Below are 14560 nucleotides of genomic sequence, written 5' to 3'. Positions count from 1 at the left end.
GGGTAGCTAAGCGGAAAGCCTTTCCGTATAGTTGTGGAAAAGCTTTCCGCTTAAGGCTACCCGAGGAGTCCCCATGCAGTACCGCACCCTGGGCCGGACCGGGATCAAGGTCAGCCCCTACGCCCTGGGCACGCTGATGTTCGCCACCTCGATGGGAAACGCGCCCGAGGACTCGGCCCGCGTCCTCCACCGGGCCCTCGACGCCGGCCTCAACGTCCTCGACACCGCCGACGCCTACGGCGACTCCGAGGACGTCGTGGGCATAGCCCTGGAAGGCCGCCGCGACGACGTCGTGCTCGCCACCAAGTTCGGCCGGCCGACCGGCGAGAACCCCAACCACCAAGGCGCGTCACGCCGCTGGATCGTCACCGCCATCGAGAACTCGCTGCGCCGCCTGCGGACCGACCACATCGACCTCTACCAGCTGCACCGGCCTGACCCCGGCACCGACATCGAGGAAACCCTCTCCGCCCTCACCGACCTCCTGCGCAGCGGCAAGGTGCGCGCGATCGGCGCGTCCGGGACACCGGTGGCCGACATCGTCGAGGGCCAGTGGGTCGCGTCCCGGCGCGGGCTCACCGGGTTCCACACCGAGCAGCCGGTGTACTCCCTGCTCAACCGCGGCATCGAACGCGAACTCCTGCCCACCACCCAGCGGTTCGGCATGGGCACCCTCGTCTGGGGCCCGCTCGGCCAGGGCCTGCTCACCGGCCGCCCGCACGACCAGCTGCGTCGCGCCGGCCTGGTCCGCCACCTCGACGACGAACGCCGCCTCGACGTCGTCGAGCGGTTCGAAGCGCTCGCGAAGGAAGCCGGGCTGCCCATGACCCACCTCGCGATGGCGTTCACCATCGCCCACCCCGGCGTCACGAGTGCCCTGCTGGGCGCCCGCACGATGGCCCACCTCGACGACCTGCTGGCCGGCCTCGATGTCACCCTCTCCGACGACCTGCTCGACCGCATCGACGAGATCGTCCCGCCGGGTACCGACGTCGGCGTCCTCGACCAGGCCTACCAGCCCCCGGCGCTGGCGCAGCCGGCGTTGCGGCGCCGGCCGTTCGCCGACCGCGCCGCGGCCTAAACCGTCCGGAACTGCTCGGCCGCGCCCTGGACCCGCGCCACATGGGCATCCCACCAGGCGGTGTCGCCGACGTCCTCGCGATCGGCACCGCCGCGGCCGTCGATCAGCTCCCGCACGATGTCCGCGTGGCCCGCGTGGTGCGCGGCTTCGGCGGTCACCCGCACGAGCAGCGAGCCGAACGTCGTCTTCCGCCGGTCCTCCGGCCACCACGGCACCGACGCCGGCGCGTCCAGCGGCAGCTGCTCGATCGACTCGTCGGTGTGCTTCCACGCCGTCCGGTACAGCTCGACCAGCTCTTCGCGGGTCTCGCTCGCCGTGGCCCACATGTCGGCGCTGTCCCAGATCGACCCGTCCTCGACCCACGGCAGCCGGACCGGGGCCGGACGGCCGACGCAGTCGCCCAGGTACCCGAGCTCGCCGCCGGCCAGGTGCTTGACCAGGCCCAGCAGGTTCGTGGCCGTCGGGGTCATCGGGCGGCGGATGTCGTAGTCGCTCAACCCGGACAACGAGGCGAGCACGCTCTCGCGCGCCTCCTGGAGGTACCGGTGCAGATCGGTGGCGATGGCGTCCATGGCCCGCACGCTAGCGGCGGGCACCGACAAAAAGGGCGGGCGCGCGAGGAGGCTCGCGCGCCCGCACCCCCAGTGGGCCCGGCGGGAACCCCGCCGTTGGGCACAAGAGACGACAAGGAGCGGACTGGATACCGGGAGCTGTCACGAAAATGCCTGGCCGGACCCGGTTTCACCCCGTGAAGAAGCGTCAGCCGAGCAGCAGCCCCGGATCGGATTCCGGCGGGCCCGCGGGCCACCACTCGCCGCCCTCGCGCCGGTACGGGTGCCACCGGCCCCGGCGGTCCAGCCGCACCTGCACCTCCCCGGCCGTGCACCGGTTGCGGTCGAACACCGGCTCCTCGTCGGTGACGTCGGCGAGCGCCACCCGCGCGGCCGCCAGCGCGGCCTTCGGTGGTGTCCACGGCGAATCCAGCACATCGAGGCCGGCCCGCCCACCGAGGGTCCAGGCCGTCACCGCCCGCTCGAACTCGGGCCCCTCGCCCAGCCGCGAAGCCACCTCGGGGAACTGCGCGGCCAGCCGGACCGCGTCGGGACGCCGACCCGGCCACGGCTCGCCCGCCAGCACCGCTCGGGCCTGAGCCGACGCGTTCGCGGCCAGCAGGGCGAAGGCCGCCGCGGGCACCCCGGGCGCGGCCGGGATCGACGGCGCCCCCGCGGGATGGAACTCCGCCAGCTCCGGCAGCTCGCCCGGCGTCCGGTCCTCGACGACCAGGTCCATCCGCGGCGCCGTGCGGCTCTCCAGCTCCTCGCGGATCTCCCGCTCGCCCTTGCCCCGCATCAGCAACAGCACGAACGGATCCGCGTCCAGCAGCCACGACGCCTGGAACGACAACGCCGCCGCGTGCCGGCACGGCAGCTCCCAGCCCGCGCAGTCGCACTCCGGGTCCAGGTCGCCGATCCCGGGCAGCAGGTGGACACCGGCGTCGTCGGCCGCGGCCACCAGGTCGTGCGGCATGTCCCGGTCCAGCAGCGCCGCCAGGTGCCCCGCCCGCGAGGCGACCCGGTCGAGGAACCGCGTCCAGTCTGCTTCGGACAGTTCCGCCAGCCGCAGCTCAGTCCGGTACGGGCCGCCGTCGACGTCGTCGACCGCCGCCGCGATCCGGCCCGGGCTCACCGTGATCGGCCCGACCAGCCCGGCCGCGGCGTACTTGCGGCCCTTCTTCAGCTGGCCCAGGTCCAGCGCGGTGTCCTCCATCGCGCTCACCCAGGCGCGCACCCACCAGGAGCGGGCCGAGCGCCCGGCCGCTCCGAACGCGGGGAACCCGCGCACCGCCTCGTCGCTCATCCGCGGCTCCTCAGCTCGACGAGCTCCGCGAGCTCGGTGTCGGTCAGTTCCGTCAGCGCCGCCTCGCCACCGGCGAGCACGGCGTCGGCCAGCGCCCGTTTCTCGCGCAGCATCGCCGCGATCCGGTCCTCGACCGTGCCTTCGGCGACGAGCCGGTGCACCTGCACCGGCCGGGTCTGCCCGATCCGGTACGCCCGGTCGGTCGCCTGGTCCTCCACCGCCGGGTTCCACCAGCGGTCGAAGTGCACGACGTGGTCGGCGCGCGTGAGGTTCAGCCCGGTGCCGGCCGCCTTGAGCGACAGCAGGAACACCGGCACCTCACCGGCCTGGAACCGTTCGACCAGTTCTTCGCGACGCGCGACGGGAGTGCCGCCGTGCAGCAGCTGCGTCCCGATCCCCCGCGCGGCCAGGTGCCGCTCCAGCAGCCGCGCCATGGCGACGTACTGGGTGAACACCAGCACCGCGCCGCCCTCGGCGAGGATCGTGTCCAGCAGTTCGTCGAGCAGCTCCAGCTTTCCCGAGCGGCCGCCGGGCTCTTTGAGGTACTGCGCCGGGTGGTTGCAGATCTGCTTGAGCGCGGTCAGCAGCTTCACGATCCGGCCGCGCCGGGCCATCCCGTCGGCCGCCGCGATGTCGGCCATCATCTCCCGCACGACCGCCTCGTACAGCGCCACCTGCTCCGGGCTCAGCGCCACCGGCCGGTCGGTCTCGGTCTTCGCCGGCAGCTCCGGCGCGATCCCCGGATCGGACTTGCGGCGCCGCAACAGGAACGGCCGCAGCAGCCGCGCCAGCCGCTCGGCCGCGGCGGGATCCCCGGCCTCGATCGGCTTCGCCCACCGCGCCCGGAACTCGCTCAGCGAACCCAGCAGCCCCGGCGCCGACCAGTCGAGGATCGCCCACAGCTCCGAGAGCGTGTTCTCCACCGGCGTGCCGGTCAGTGCCACCCGCGCGGCCGCGGGCACCAGTCGCAGCGCCTTCGCCGTGCCCGACCGGTGGTTCTTGACGTGCTGGGCTTCGTCGGCCACCAGCAGCCCCCACCGGATCCCGGCCAGCGGCGCCGGATCGGTGCGCAGCGTGCCGTAGGTGGTGAGCACGAACCCGTCGACGTCGTCCAGCGAACGCGCGCTGCCGTGGAAGCGCCGCACCGGCACGCCCGGGGCGAACCGGCGGATCTCGCGTTCCCAGTTGCCCAGCAGCGACGCCGGGCAGACCACCAGCGTCGGCCCGGACGCGCGGTGCAGGTGCAGCGCGATCAGCGTGACCGTCTTGCCCAGGCCCATGTCGTCGGCGAGGCAGCCGCCGAGACCGAGCCCGGTCACCGTGGCCAGCCCCTGCAGCCCGCGCAGCTGGTAGTCCCGCAGCGTCGCGGCCAGTCCGGCCGGCGGCGCCTGGGGTTCCGGCGGCGCCGACAGCCGTTCCTTCAGCTGGGCGAGCCAGCCTTCGGTGACGACCTCGACCGGCTCGCCGTCGACCTCGGTGGTCCCGGTGAGCACCGCGCCCAGCGCGTCGACCGGTGTCAGCGGCTTCAGCGTCCGCTCGCGCGCTTTCGCCGCCAGTGCCGGGTCGACCAGCACCCAGCGGTCGCGCAGCCGCACCACCGGGCGGCGGGCCTCGGCGAGCGCGTCCAGCTCCGCCGCGGTCAGCACCTCGCCGCCCAGGGCGAGCTGCCAGTCGAACTCCAGCGCCCGGCCACCGCCGAAGAACGACGGCAGATCACCCGGCGCGTCCCCGGCGTTCACCACGGCACGGGCGGTCAGCGACCCCGCGAGCTCCGCCGGCCAGTGCACGTCGATGCCCACCGCCGCCAGCCGGGGAGCCGCGGACGCGAGCAGTTCGGTCACGTCGTCCTCGCCCAGAGCCAGCTCGTCCGGCACCGCCGAAGTGAGCAGCGGGCTCAGCGCCGGCCAGACCTGCGCGCCGCGCCGCAGCGCCAGCACGACGTCGATGCGTGCCCGCGGCCCGAACCGCCCGGTCTCCCACAGCTGGGCCGCGTCGGCGACCTGGCCCGGCTCGGCGAGGCTGTGCACCTGCACGACGGCGTGGAACCGGCCGGTGTCGAAGCCGTCCGGGGCTTCCACCCGCAGCGAGACGCGGATGCCCGAGTCGAGGCCGGCGGCCAGTTCGTCGGCCCAGTCGCGCACCGACTCCGCCCGCTGCGGCGCGACCGCGGCGAACAACCGCGTCCCGGCCGCCTTCGCCGCGGCGGGCGTGCGGGGCAGGCCGTCGGCGACGGCGTCGAGGAACGCCCGCAGCAGCGGCCCCGGCGCCCGTTCGTCCACCGGCATTGCGGCCGCGAGGTCCCGCAGCCACGCGGCTTCCGCCGGTTCGAGCGGTCCGACGCGCCAGGCGTCGTAGCCCGCCTCGGTGACGCCCGGCAGCAGCCGGCCCGCCGCGACCAGCCGCAGCGCGGCCTTCGCCGCGGTCGCCCAGAACGCCGTGGCGGGATCGGGATCGCCGGCGGTCAGCAGTTCCGGTAGTCCGTCCACAAGGGACAGCCGGCGCCCGTCGAGCACCAGCCGTCCCGCGCGCGGGGGTTCCCCCGGTTCGAAGTCGGCGTTCAGTTCCCCATCCTCCTGTATCGGCGCACGGACAACGGCACGAACACCGCCAGCAGCACCAGCGGCCACACCACCGCCATCGCCACGGAGTGCGCGCTCACCCAGGACGTCCCCGCCGCGCCCGGGTTGCCGAACAGCACCCGCGCCGCCGTCACCGTGGAGGACAACGGGTTCCACTCCGCCACGGTTCCCAGCCACGCCGGCATCGTCGCGGTCGCCACGAACGCGCTGGAGAGGAACCCGAACGGGAACTCCAGCGTCTGGGCGAGCGTCACCATCGACGGGTCGGTGGTCAGCAGGCCCAGGTAGATCCCGGCCCACACCAGCGCCGTGCGCAGCAGGAACAGCAGCCCGAACGCGGCGAACGTCTCGGCCAGGCTCCCGTGCGGCTGCCAGCCGACCGCGAACCCGCACCCCAGCAGCACGGCCAGGGCGAGGACTGCGTTCACCAGGTCCGCCGCGACCCGCCCGGTGAGCACCGCCGAAGGCGCCATCGGGAGCGACCGGAAGCGGTCGGTGACGCCCTTGGTGGCGTCGTCGAGCACCGCGATCATCGTCCCCGACAGCCCGAACGCCATCGTCATCGCGAACATCCCCGGCATCAGGAACTCGCGGTAGGACCCGCCGCCGGGCACGGTCATCCCGCCGCCGAGCAGGTAGGCGAAGATCAGCACCATCAGGATCGGGAACGCCACCACGGTGGCCAGCCGGGCCGGGCGCCGCGCGAGGTGGGCGAGGTAGCGCCCGGTGAGCGTCCAGCCGTCTTCGAGGGCCCATCTCATCGCGACACCTTCCCCGTCAGCTCCAGGAACACTTCGTCGAGCGTCGGATGCCGCAGCGCGACGTCGGCGACCGCCAGCTCGGCCACCCCCAGCTCGCGCACGACGCCGGTCAACATCGACGCCTCGGCCGGTGCGCTGACCCGCAGCTCCTCGGTGACCGGCTCGGCCCCGGTGACGCGGGCGAGCAACGCCGCCGCCGCGCCGACGGCGTCCGGGTCGGTCAGCACCAGTTCGATCCGGGTCGCCCCGAGCGAGCCCTTCAGCTCGGCCGGGGTGCCTTCGGCGATCACGCGCCCGTGTTCCACCAGCGAGATGCGGTCGGCCAGCCGGTCGGCTTCCTCCAGGTACTGCGTGGTGAGCAGCACGGTCGTGCCGTCGGCGACCAGGGACCGCACCGCCCGCCAGACCTCGATGCGGCTGCGCGGGTCCAGCCCGGTCGTCGGCTCGTCGAGGAACAGCACGCGTGGGGCGGCCAGCAGCGACGCGGCCAGGTCCAGCCGCCGGCGCATCCCGCCGGAGTACGCCGACACCGGCTTCGAGCCCGTGTCCGCGAGCCCGAACCGCTCCAGCAGGTCGTCGGCGCGGCGGGTGGCCTCGCGCCGGCCCAGGTGGTGCAGCCGGCCGAACAGCACCAGGTTCTGCCGTCCGGACAGCAGCTCGTCGACCGCGGCCTGCTGCCCGACCAACCCGATCGAGGCGCGCACCTGCGCCGATTCGGTGGCGACGTCGAAGCCGGCGACCCGCGCGGCACCGCCGTCGTGGCGCAGCAGCGTGGAGAGCACGCGGACGGCCGTGGTCTTGCCCGCGCCATTGGGTCCCAGCAGGCCGTGCAGCGACCCGGCCGGGACGGAGAGATCGAAGCCATCGAGGGCGTACGCGTCGCCGTAGCGCTTGCGAAGTCCCTCGGCGTGGATCTGCGGAGTCATGCAGCCCCTTAACTCTGTACAGTGTACGAAGTAGAGGTTAGCACAACTCTGTACGGCGTACGAAAATCAGGTGAGCAGAATGAGCGGCGTGAGCACGGAGGACAACGAGAGCGGCGACCCGCGACGGGCCATCGAGCTGCTCTGGGGCGTCTCGGCGCCTCCGCGGCGCGGCCCGAAACCCAAGCTGACCACGGCCGACGTCGTCAAGGCCGCGGTGGCACTGGCCGACGCCGACACGATCGACGGCGTCACCATCCGCCGCGTCGCCGAGCAGCTCGGCGTCTCCCCCATGTCGCTCTACACCTACGTGCCGGGCCGGGCCGAGCTGCTCGACCTGATGATCGACCACGCCCACGGCGAGCTGCCCGTCCCCGACCCGGGGCTCGGCTGGCGCGAGGCGCTGACGGCGATCGCCGACGGCCAGTGGGCGCTCTTCCACCGCCACCCCTGGCTGCTGCAGGTCACCACCAGCCGCTCGGCGCTGGGCCCGCACAGCTTCGCCAAGTACGAACACGAGCTGCGCGCGATCGAGGGCATCGGGCTCGACGACGTCGAGATGGACGCCGCCGTCGGCCTGGTCACCGGCCTGGTCCGGACCACCGCGCGCAGTTCGCTCGACGCCGCCCGCCTCGTCCGCTCCAGCGGCATGACCGACGCCCAGTGGTGGGAGCGCGCCGCGCCGGTGCTGGCCGGCATCCCGGCCGCCGACGCGGCGCACTACCCCTTGGCTTCACGGGTCGGCCAGGCCGCGGGCGAAGCCCACAACGCCGCGGAAGACCCCGCCTACACCTTCCGCTTCGGCCTCGCCCGCGTCCTCGACGGCATCGAGGCGCTGGTGTCAGAGCGTCAGCAGTAGCTCCGCGGGCCGCCAGGTCCCGCCGTCGGGCGCGCGCGGCACGTCGCCGGCCAGCGCCAGGTCCGGGAAGCGGGTGAAGAGCGCCGACAGCGCCACCTCCGTCTCCACCCGCGCGATCGACGCACCGAGACAGAAGTGCGGGCCGTGGGAGAACCCGAGGTGCGCCGGCCCTTCGCGAGTGACGTCGAGACGGTCGGCGTCGGGGAACGCGCGCGGGTCGCGGTCGGCGGCCACCATCGCGGCCGTCACGCGCTCGCCCTCGCGGATCACCTGACCGTCGATCTCGACGTCTTCGCGCGCGAACCGCGGGGTGGTCAGCAGCTGCGGACTGCAGAAGCGCATCAGCTCCTCGACCGCGCCCGGCCACAACGCCGGATCCCCGCGCAGGGCCGCGAGCTGGTCCGGGTGCCGCAGCAGGGCTTCGACGGCGTTCGCGATCAGGTTCACCGGTGTCTGGCCGGCCAGCACCAGGTGCCAGACGAGGGTGACCAGTTCGGTGTCGGTGAGGCGGTCGTCGTCTTCGGCGCGCACGAGGTCGCCGATGAGGTCGTCGCCCGGTGCGGTCCGGCTGCGCGCGACCGCGTCCTTCGCGCCCGCGATGATCTCCGGGATCGCGGTGGCGAAGTCCGGGCCCACGCCGCCGGCGACCGCGGCGCCGTACTCCCGCCAGCGCGGCCGATCCGCCTCGGGGATGCCGGTCATCTCGCAGATGACGTCCATCGGCAGGGGCCGCGCGAAGTGCGGCACCAGGTCGACGACGCCGTCCTCGGCGTGGGCGGGCAGTTCGTCGAGCAGCCGTTCGGTGAGCGCGAGCAGCCGTGGCCGCAGCTGCGCGGCGCGCTTCGGGGTGAACGCCGGCGCGACCAGGCGGCGCAGCCGCAGGTGCTCGGGCCCGTCCTGTTCGGCCATCGTCCGCATGTACTCGAGGCAGTGCTCGGGGATGCCCGGCGGGCGCAGGAAGCTCTCCGCCCGGACTTCGAACCGCGGGTCGGCCAGCATCGCGCGGGCCTGGGTGTAGCGGGTCAGCGCCCAGAACGGGCCGAAGCCGGGGATGACCAGCTTGGCCACCGCACTCACCTCCCGGGCCTGGTCGTAGGCGGTGAACGGGTCAGTCAGGACCTTCAGGTCGGTGAGGTCGATCTCGGGGGTCATCCGCAACTCCACATGTTCACATCAGATGTTCTAATCATCTCAGTGGTCACGGTATCTTGATCGACGTCACCGCGGCAAGGAGGACGATGGTCAGGCTCAGCAGGACGGAGACCCAGGAGCGCAACCGCGCGAAGGTCCTCTCCGCCGCCCGCGACGAGTTCGCCGGGCGCGGCTTCCGCGACGCGAAGATCGACGTCATCGCCGAACGCGCCGAGCTCACCCGCGGCGCGGTCTACTCCAACTTCCCCGGCAAACGGGCCCTGTACTTCGCGGTGCTGGCCGACCTCGCCGAACGCGCGCCCCGGTTCGCCACCCCGCCACCGGACGCGAGCGCGGCCGACGTCCTGGCGGCGTTCGCCCGCGCCTGGGTCGCCCGGCTGCCCCTGGCCACCGACGACGACAGCGGCGACGCCCGCCTCGGCCGCGACCTGCTGCCCGAGATCCTCGCCGACGAGCACACACGCCGGCCGTTCGCGCAGCTCATGCGGGTCGACGCCATCCTGCTCGGGCTCGCCCTGGAACGGGTGCGCCCGGGACGGCGGCTGGTCCGCGTCGCCGAAGCCGCCCTCACCACGCTGCACGGCGCGAGCCAGCTCGCCGCGGCCGCGCCCGGCTTCGGCGAGCCGTTCCACATCGTCGCCGCCTGCGCCGCCCTGCTCGACCTGGATCTCACGGACGACTGGCCGGACGTCCCGCCGATCACGAGCCAGGCCCGGCCGCTTGACGAGCCGTGGACCCCGCCGACGGCGACGGACCTGCTGACCGGCGAGCCGTTCCGGCCCGGCGACGGCGTCGTCACCATCCTCGGCCTGCACCGCGCCGCCGCCTTCGAAGAAGCCGTGCGCACCGGCGCCGACGTCACCGCCGTGCTCGTCACCAGCGACCCCGGCGAACTCGCCCCGCTGGCCCGCCTCGCCGTCGCCGACCTGCGCGGCTGCCTCGACCCTGCGATCGCGCCCCCGGCCCAGCCCCGGCTGCGGCTCGTCTGCGACGCGACCGGCGAACTGGCCGCGGCCGCCGGCGTCACCGCGGTCAGCGACGCCACCGAGACGGCCGTCCGCGTCGAAGGCGGCCGGATCGTCGTGCGCGCCGAAGGGTTCGGCGCCTGCCACGCGGCGGCTGTCGATTCCGGGCCCGGCCGTTCGTCGGGTGGGTGAACCGGCGGAAGGAGCGGTTGTGGACGTCGAGACCGCGGTCGCGGAGGCGTTCCGCGAGGAGTGGGGCCAGGTCGTGGCCACGCTCATCCGGATCACCGGCGACTGGGACCTGGCCGAGGAGTGCGCCCAGGAGGCGTTCGCCCTCGCGCTGCGCACGTGGCCGCGCGACGGCGTCCCGAAGCGGCCCGGCGCCTGGCTGACCACCGCCGCCCGCCACCGCGCCACCGACCGGCTCCGCCGCGAGACCGCCGGTGCCGCCAAGCTCCGGGAGGCCGCCCTGATGCACGTCCGCGAAGAACCCGAGAGCGACGACAGCGGCGTGACCGACGACCGGCTGCGGCTCATCTTCACCTGCTGCCACCCGGCGCTGGCCACCGAAGCCCAGGTCGCGCTCGCGTTGCGCACCCTGGCCGGGCTGTCCACGGCCGAGATCGCCCGCGCCTTCCTCGTCCCGGAAGCCACCATGTCCCAGCGGCTGGTGCGGGTGAAGCGCAAGATCCGCCACGCCGGCATCCCCTACCGCGTCCCGCCCGCGCACCTGCTGCCCGAACGCACCGCCGCCGTCCTCGGCGTGCTCTACCTGACGTTCAACGAGGGCTACTCCGCCAGCGCCGGGCCCGACCTGCAGCGCCCCGACCTCGCCGCCGAAGCCGTCCGGCTCGCCCGCGTCCTGGCCCGGCTCATGCCGGACGAACCCGAGGTCCTCGGCCTGCTCGCGCTGCTGCTGGTCCAGCACGCCCGCCGCGCCACCCGGGCCGGCTCCGACGGCGAGCTCGTCCCGCTCGAGGAACAGGACCGCACCCGGTGGGACGCGGGCGAAATCGCCGAGGGCACCCGGATCCTGGAGACCGCGTTGCGCCGGCGACAGCCCGGGCCGTACCAGATCCAGGCCGCCATTGCCGCCTGCCACGCCACCGCCGCGACGCCCGCCGACACCGACTGGGCCCAGATCGCCGGCCTCTACGGCGAACTGCGCAAGCACGTCCCGAGCGCCGTCGTCGAGCTCAACCGGGCCGTCGCGATCGGCATGGCCGACGGCCCGCTCGCCGGGCTCGCGCTGCTCGACGAGCTGACCATGGACGGCTACCACCTGCTGCCCGCCACCCGCGCCGACTTCCTCCGCCGCCTGGGCCGGGACGCCGAAGCCGCCGACTGGTACGCGAAAGCACGCGACCTCGCGCCCACCGACGCCGAGCGTGCCTATCTCACGCGAAGAATTTCGGAGACGGTGTCGGTCCCGGGCGGGCCCGTTCGTCGGTCGGGCGAACCCCGACCACCGGAGGAAAGCCCATGACCACCCTCGCCGTTCCCGGCGCCACCCTCACCTACGACGTCACCGGCCGCGGCCCGGTGCTGCTGCTGGTCCCCGGCGGCCCCGCCGACGCCGCGGTGTTCACCCACATCCGGCCGGTGCTGGCCGAAGACCACACGGTCGTCACCTACGACCCGCGCGGCCTAGGCCGCAGCCCGCTCGACGGCGAACCCGGGGACGACGTCATCCGCGAGCACGCCGACGACGTGCACCGCCTGCTCACCGAAGTCGGCCCCGCGGACGTGTTCGCCAGCAGCGGCGGCGCCATCACGCTGCTCGACCACGTCCTCCGGTACCCCGGTGACGTCCGCACGGTCGTGCTGCACGAACCACCGGTCAGCCGTTACCTGCCCGCCGGGGCCCTCGACGGGCCCGACATCCCCGCGCTGTTCCGCGACCAGGGCCTCGGTGCGGCCTTCGCCGCGTTCATGGCGCTCGTGGGGGTCGACCCCGCGCCGCCGCTCGACCCGCGTGGCGAAGGCAACTTCACCTACTTCTTCCGCCACCTGATGGCGGCCACCGGCGCCTACGAACCCGACCTCGACGCGCTCCGGGAGACATCCGTGCGGCTGGTCGTCGCCATCGGCGAGAAGTCCGCCGGCTCGACGGCCCACGAAACCGGCGTCGGGCTCGCCACCGCTCTCGGCCTGACCGCCGTGGAGTTCCCGGGTGACCACGGCGGGTTCGCCACCGAACCGGAAACCTTCGCCGCGCGCCTGCGCGAAGTACTGGAAGGACGCTGAATGCGGTACCTGCTCATGATCGCCGGCGACGAGACCGCCGAGGAACACCAGTACGACGGCTGCGACGGCTGGGGCGAGGACCTGGCCCGCCGCGGCAAGATCCACGGTGGCGGCGGCCTGCGCCCGCCCTCGGAAGCCACCACGATCCGCGTCCGCGACGGGGAAGTGCTGCTCACCGACGGGCCGTTCACCGAAGCCAAGGAACAGATCGGCGGCTACGTCGTCCTCGAGTGCGACGACCTCGACGAAGCCCTCGAGATCGCGGCCAAGCATCCCGCCGCGACGTACGGCAGTATCGAGGTCCGTCCGATCTTCGTCCCGGAGGAACCCTGATGCCGTCCATCGTGGACCGACCGGCCCAGCGCTACGTCGCCGAGCGCGCCACCCTCGGGATCGAGGAGTTCCCGCGCATCGCCGACCGGCTGCCACCGCTCATCGGCACCCTGGCCGGCCACGGGATCGTCCCGGCCGGGGCGCCGTTCTTCCGCTACCGCGTGCTGCACCCGGGCATGCGGTTCACCGTCGAGGCCGGCGTCCCGATCGAAGGTTCGTTCAGCCCGGAGGAACCCGCGTTCATCGGTGAGTTGCCGGCCGGGAAGTACGTCCTGGAAACCTACGTCGGCGCCCCGGACGGCCTGGCCGCCGCCACCGCGGAAGTCCTGGCCTGGGGCGCCGCCGAGGGCGTCACGTGGGATGTCACCGAAGGCCCCGACGGCGAGGAGTGGGGTGGCCGCCTGGAAGTCCTGCGCACCAACCCCCTCGAAGTGCCCGACCCGGCCCAGTGGGTCACGGACCTGCTCTTCCGCCTCGCGGACTGACTCAGTTCCGGGTGAGCACGGCGCCGGCCAGGCAGCCGAACCCCGCCGTGCTCACCACGGCGCGCAGGATGTTCCAGCGCACCCACGCCGCTTCGAAGTTCGCGCGCACCACCGCGTAGTCGTCACCGCCGGAGTCCAGCGCGTTGTTCAGCGGGATGTTCAGCGCCCCGGTGATCACCAGCATCGCCACCAGGCACGCGAACCCGGCGATCACCCACGGCCGTGGCCCCGGGTTGAGGAAGATCGCCACGCCGGCCAGCACCGGCGCGCCGAGGAACGTCAGCATGAAGACCGGGTTGATGATCGCGACGTTGATCCCGCGCATCGCCTCCACGAACGTCTTGTCGTCGCCGCGTGCGAGCCCCGGCATCACCGAACACGCGTAGGCGTAGAACAACCCGGCGACCAACCCGGCCGCGATCAGCGCGGCCACCAGCACCACCGTCGACATCGGTCTCTCCTTCCCCTTCACCGGGCCCAGACCCCGGTGGCCGCCGCGTCCCGCGCGAAGCCGGCGAAGTCCGTCGCCGGCCGCCCCAGCACCCGCTCGACGTCGTGGGTCACCGACTCGTTGCGGCCGTCGAGCACCCGGGCGAACAGCTCGGTCAGCGCTCCGACCTCTTCCTCCGGCACGCCGTACCCGACGGCTGCGGCGGCATACTCCTCCGCGGAAACCGGAACATAGCGGACATCTCGCCCCGACGCGGCGGAAATATCCGCGGCGGCGTCGGCGAAGCTCAGCAGCCGAGGCCCGGTCAGCTCGTACAGCTGTCCGGCGTGGCCAGGCTCGGTCAGCACCTTCACCGCGACGTCGGCGATGTCGCGGACGTCGACGAACGGCTCGGTGACCGTGCCCGCCGGCAGCGCGATCTCCCCGCCGCGCACGGCGTCGAGCAGGAAGTGCTCGCTGAAGTTCTGCGCGAACCAGGCGCACCGCAGGACCGTCCAGCCGGTGCCGGCCTCGGCGACGATCCGTTCGCACGCCTCGGCTTCCTCCTCGCCGCGACCGGACAGCAGCACCAGGTGCCCGACGCCGTGCGCGACCGCCAGTTCCGCGAACGCGCGGATGTCGGCGGCCGCCCCGGGCACCACCAGATCGGGGTAGTAGGTCAAGTAGACGGCGTCGATGCCCTTCAGTGCCGGTGCCCAGGTCTCGCGGTCACTCCAGTCGAACGGCGGCGCCCCGCGCCGCGACGTGATCCGCACCGGCAGGCCGCGCTCCCGCAGCCGATCCGCCACGCGGCGCCCGGTCTTGCCGGTGCCGCCCACCACCAGGAAGTTCGTTGTCATGGCAGTGAGTCAACCGGCTTCCGGTAAG

Annotated in this window: 15 protein-coding genes; 7 read left to right on the top strand and 8 right to left on the bottom strand. The window is 73.5% G+C overall.

What is annotated here, in order from left to right:
- Window positions 1–73: 73 nt before the first annotated feature.
- Entirely contained in the window at window positions 74–1081 is a 1008-nt protein-coding gene (locus QSK39_RS14955; RefSeq protein ID WP_285478340.1) for an aldo/keto reductase, read from the top strand.
- Here QSK39_RS14955 and QSK39_RS14950 read toward each other — a convergent pair.
- The 5 genes from QSK39_RS14950 to QSK39_RS14930 form a co-directional block, all read right to left on the bottom strand.
- Window positions 1078–1653, bottom strand: a complete 576-nt coding sequence (locus tag QSK39_RS14950) for a mycothiol transferase (RefSeq protein WP_285478339.1) — start codon at window positions 1651–1653, stop codon at window positions 1078–1080. The genes QSK39_RS14955 and QSK39_RS14950 overlap by 4 nt on opposite strands.
- Before the next feature lie 187 nt (window positions 1654–1840).
- Window positions 1841–2938, bottom strand: coding sequence for an SWIM zinc finger family protein (locus QSK39_RS14945; protein ID WP_285478338.1), 1098 nt, complete (start codon window positions 2936–2938; stop codon window positions 1841–1843).
- Window positions 2935–5451 (bottom strand): SCO1167/SCO6262 family helicase, encoded by a 2517-nt coding sequence (locus QSK39_RS14940; protein ID WP_285478337.1) that lies wholly within the window; start codon window positions 5449–5451, stop codon window positions 2935–2937. Before QSK39_RS14940 ends, QSK39_RS14945 begins: the two co-directional genes overlap by 4 nt.
- A 44-nt stretch (window positions 5452–5495) precedes the next feature.
- Window positions 5496–6278, bottom strand: coding sequence for an ABC transporter permease (locus tag QSK39_RS14935; protein WP_285478336.1), 783 nt, complete (start codon window positions 6276–6278; stop codon window positions 5496–5498).
- Window positions 6275–7204 (bottom strand): ATP-binding cassette domain-containing protein, encoded by a 930-nt coding sequence (locus QSK39_RS14930; RefSeq protein WP_285478335.1) that lies wholly within the window; start codon window positions 7202–7204, stop codon window positions 6275–6277. The genes QSK39_RS14935 and QSK39_RS14930 overlap by 4 nt, the downstream gene beginning before the upstream one ends.
- Window positions 7205–7283: 79 nt before the next feature.
- On the opposite strand from QSK39_RS14930, the gene QSK39_RS14925 reads away from it, so the two are divergent.
- Complete coding sequence (locus QSK39_RS14925; protein ID WP_285478334.1) at window positions 7284–8060, top strand: TetR/AcrR family transcriptional regulator; 777 nt, start codon at window positions 7284–7286, stop codon at window positions 8058–8060.
- Here the strand turns inward: QSK39_RS14925 and QSK39_RS14920 are convergent.
- Window positions 8043–9212, bottom strand: coding sequence for a cytochrome P450 family protein (locus QSK39_RS14920; protein WP_285478333.1), 1170 nt, complete (start codon window positions 9210–9212; stop codon window positions 8043–8045). The two genes, QSK39_RS14925 and QSK39_RS14920, sit on opposite strands and share 18 nt — an antisense overlap.
- 86 nt (window positions 9213–9298) lie before the next feature.
- Between QSK39_RS14920 and QSK39_RS14915 the strand changes: the two genes are divergently transcribed.
- The 5 genes from QSK39_RS14915 to QSK39_RS14895 are packed head-to-tail and all read left to right on the top strand — an operon-like array spanning window position 9299 to window position 13242.
- Window positions 9299–10369: a TetR/AcrR family transcriptional regulator gene (locus QSK39_RS14915; RefSeq protein ID WP_285478332.1), complete on the top strand. Its 1071-nt coding sequence runs from the start codon at window positions 9299–9301 to the stop codon at window positions 10367–10369.
- Window positions 10370–10388: 19 nt separating this feature from the next.
- Complete coding sequence (locus QSK39_RS14910) at window positions 10389–11663, top strand: RNA polymerase sigma factor (RefSeq protein WP_285478331.1); 1275 nt, start codon at window positions 10389–10391, stop codon at window positions 11661–11663.
- The gene (locus QSK39_RS14905) at window positions 11660–12424 is read left to right on the top strand and encodes an alpha/beta fold hydrolase (RefSeq protein WP_285478330.1); all 765 of its coding nucleotides are present in this window, start codon (window positions 11660–11662) and stop codon (window positions 12422–12424) included. Before QSK39_RS14910 ends, QSK39_RS14905 begins: the two co-directional genes overlap by 4 nt.
- Window positions 12425–12757: a YciI family protein gene (locus QSK39_RS14900; protein ID WP_285478329.1), complete on the top strand. Its 333-nt coding sequence runs from the start codon at window positions 12425–12427 to the stop codon at window positions 12755–12757.
- A complete protein-coding gene (locus QSK39_RS14895; RefSeq protein ID WP_285478328.1) occupies window positions 12757–13242 on the top strand; it encodes a GyrI-like domain-containing protein in 486 nt (161 codons plus the stop codon). The genes QSK39_RS14900 and QSK39_RS14895 overlap by 1 nt, the downstream gene beginning before the upstream one ends.
- Before the next feature lies 1 nt (window position 13243).
- On the opposite strand, the gene QSK39_RS14890 is transcribed toward QSK39_RS14895, so the two are convergent.
- Window positions 13244–13693: an anthrone oxygenase family protein gene (locus QSK39_RS14890; protein WP_285478327.1), complete on the bottom strand. Its 450-nt coding sequence runs from the start codon at window positions 13691–13693 to the stop codon at window positions 13244–13246.
- 17 nt (window positions 13694–13710) lie between these two features.
- A complete protein-coding gene (locus QSK39_RS14885) occupies window positions 13711–14532 on the bottom strand; it encodes an NAD(P)H-binding protein (protein ID WP_285478326.1) in 822 nt (273 codons plus the stop codon).
- Between the last annotated feature and the right edge of the window lie 28 nt (window positions 14533–14560).

This window comes from Amycolatopsis sp. NBRC 101858 (assembly GCF_030269325.1).
Classification (GTDB): domain Bacteria; phylum Actinomycetota; class Actinomycetes; order Mycobacteriales; family Pseudonocardiaceae; genus Amycolatopsis; species Amycolatopsis ponsaeliensis.
This window is presented reverse-complemented; position numbering and strand designations above follow the sequence as displayed.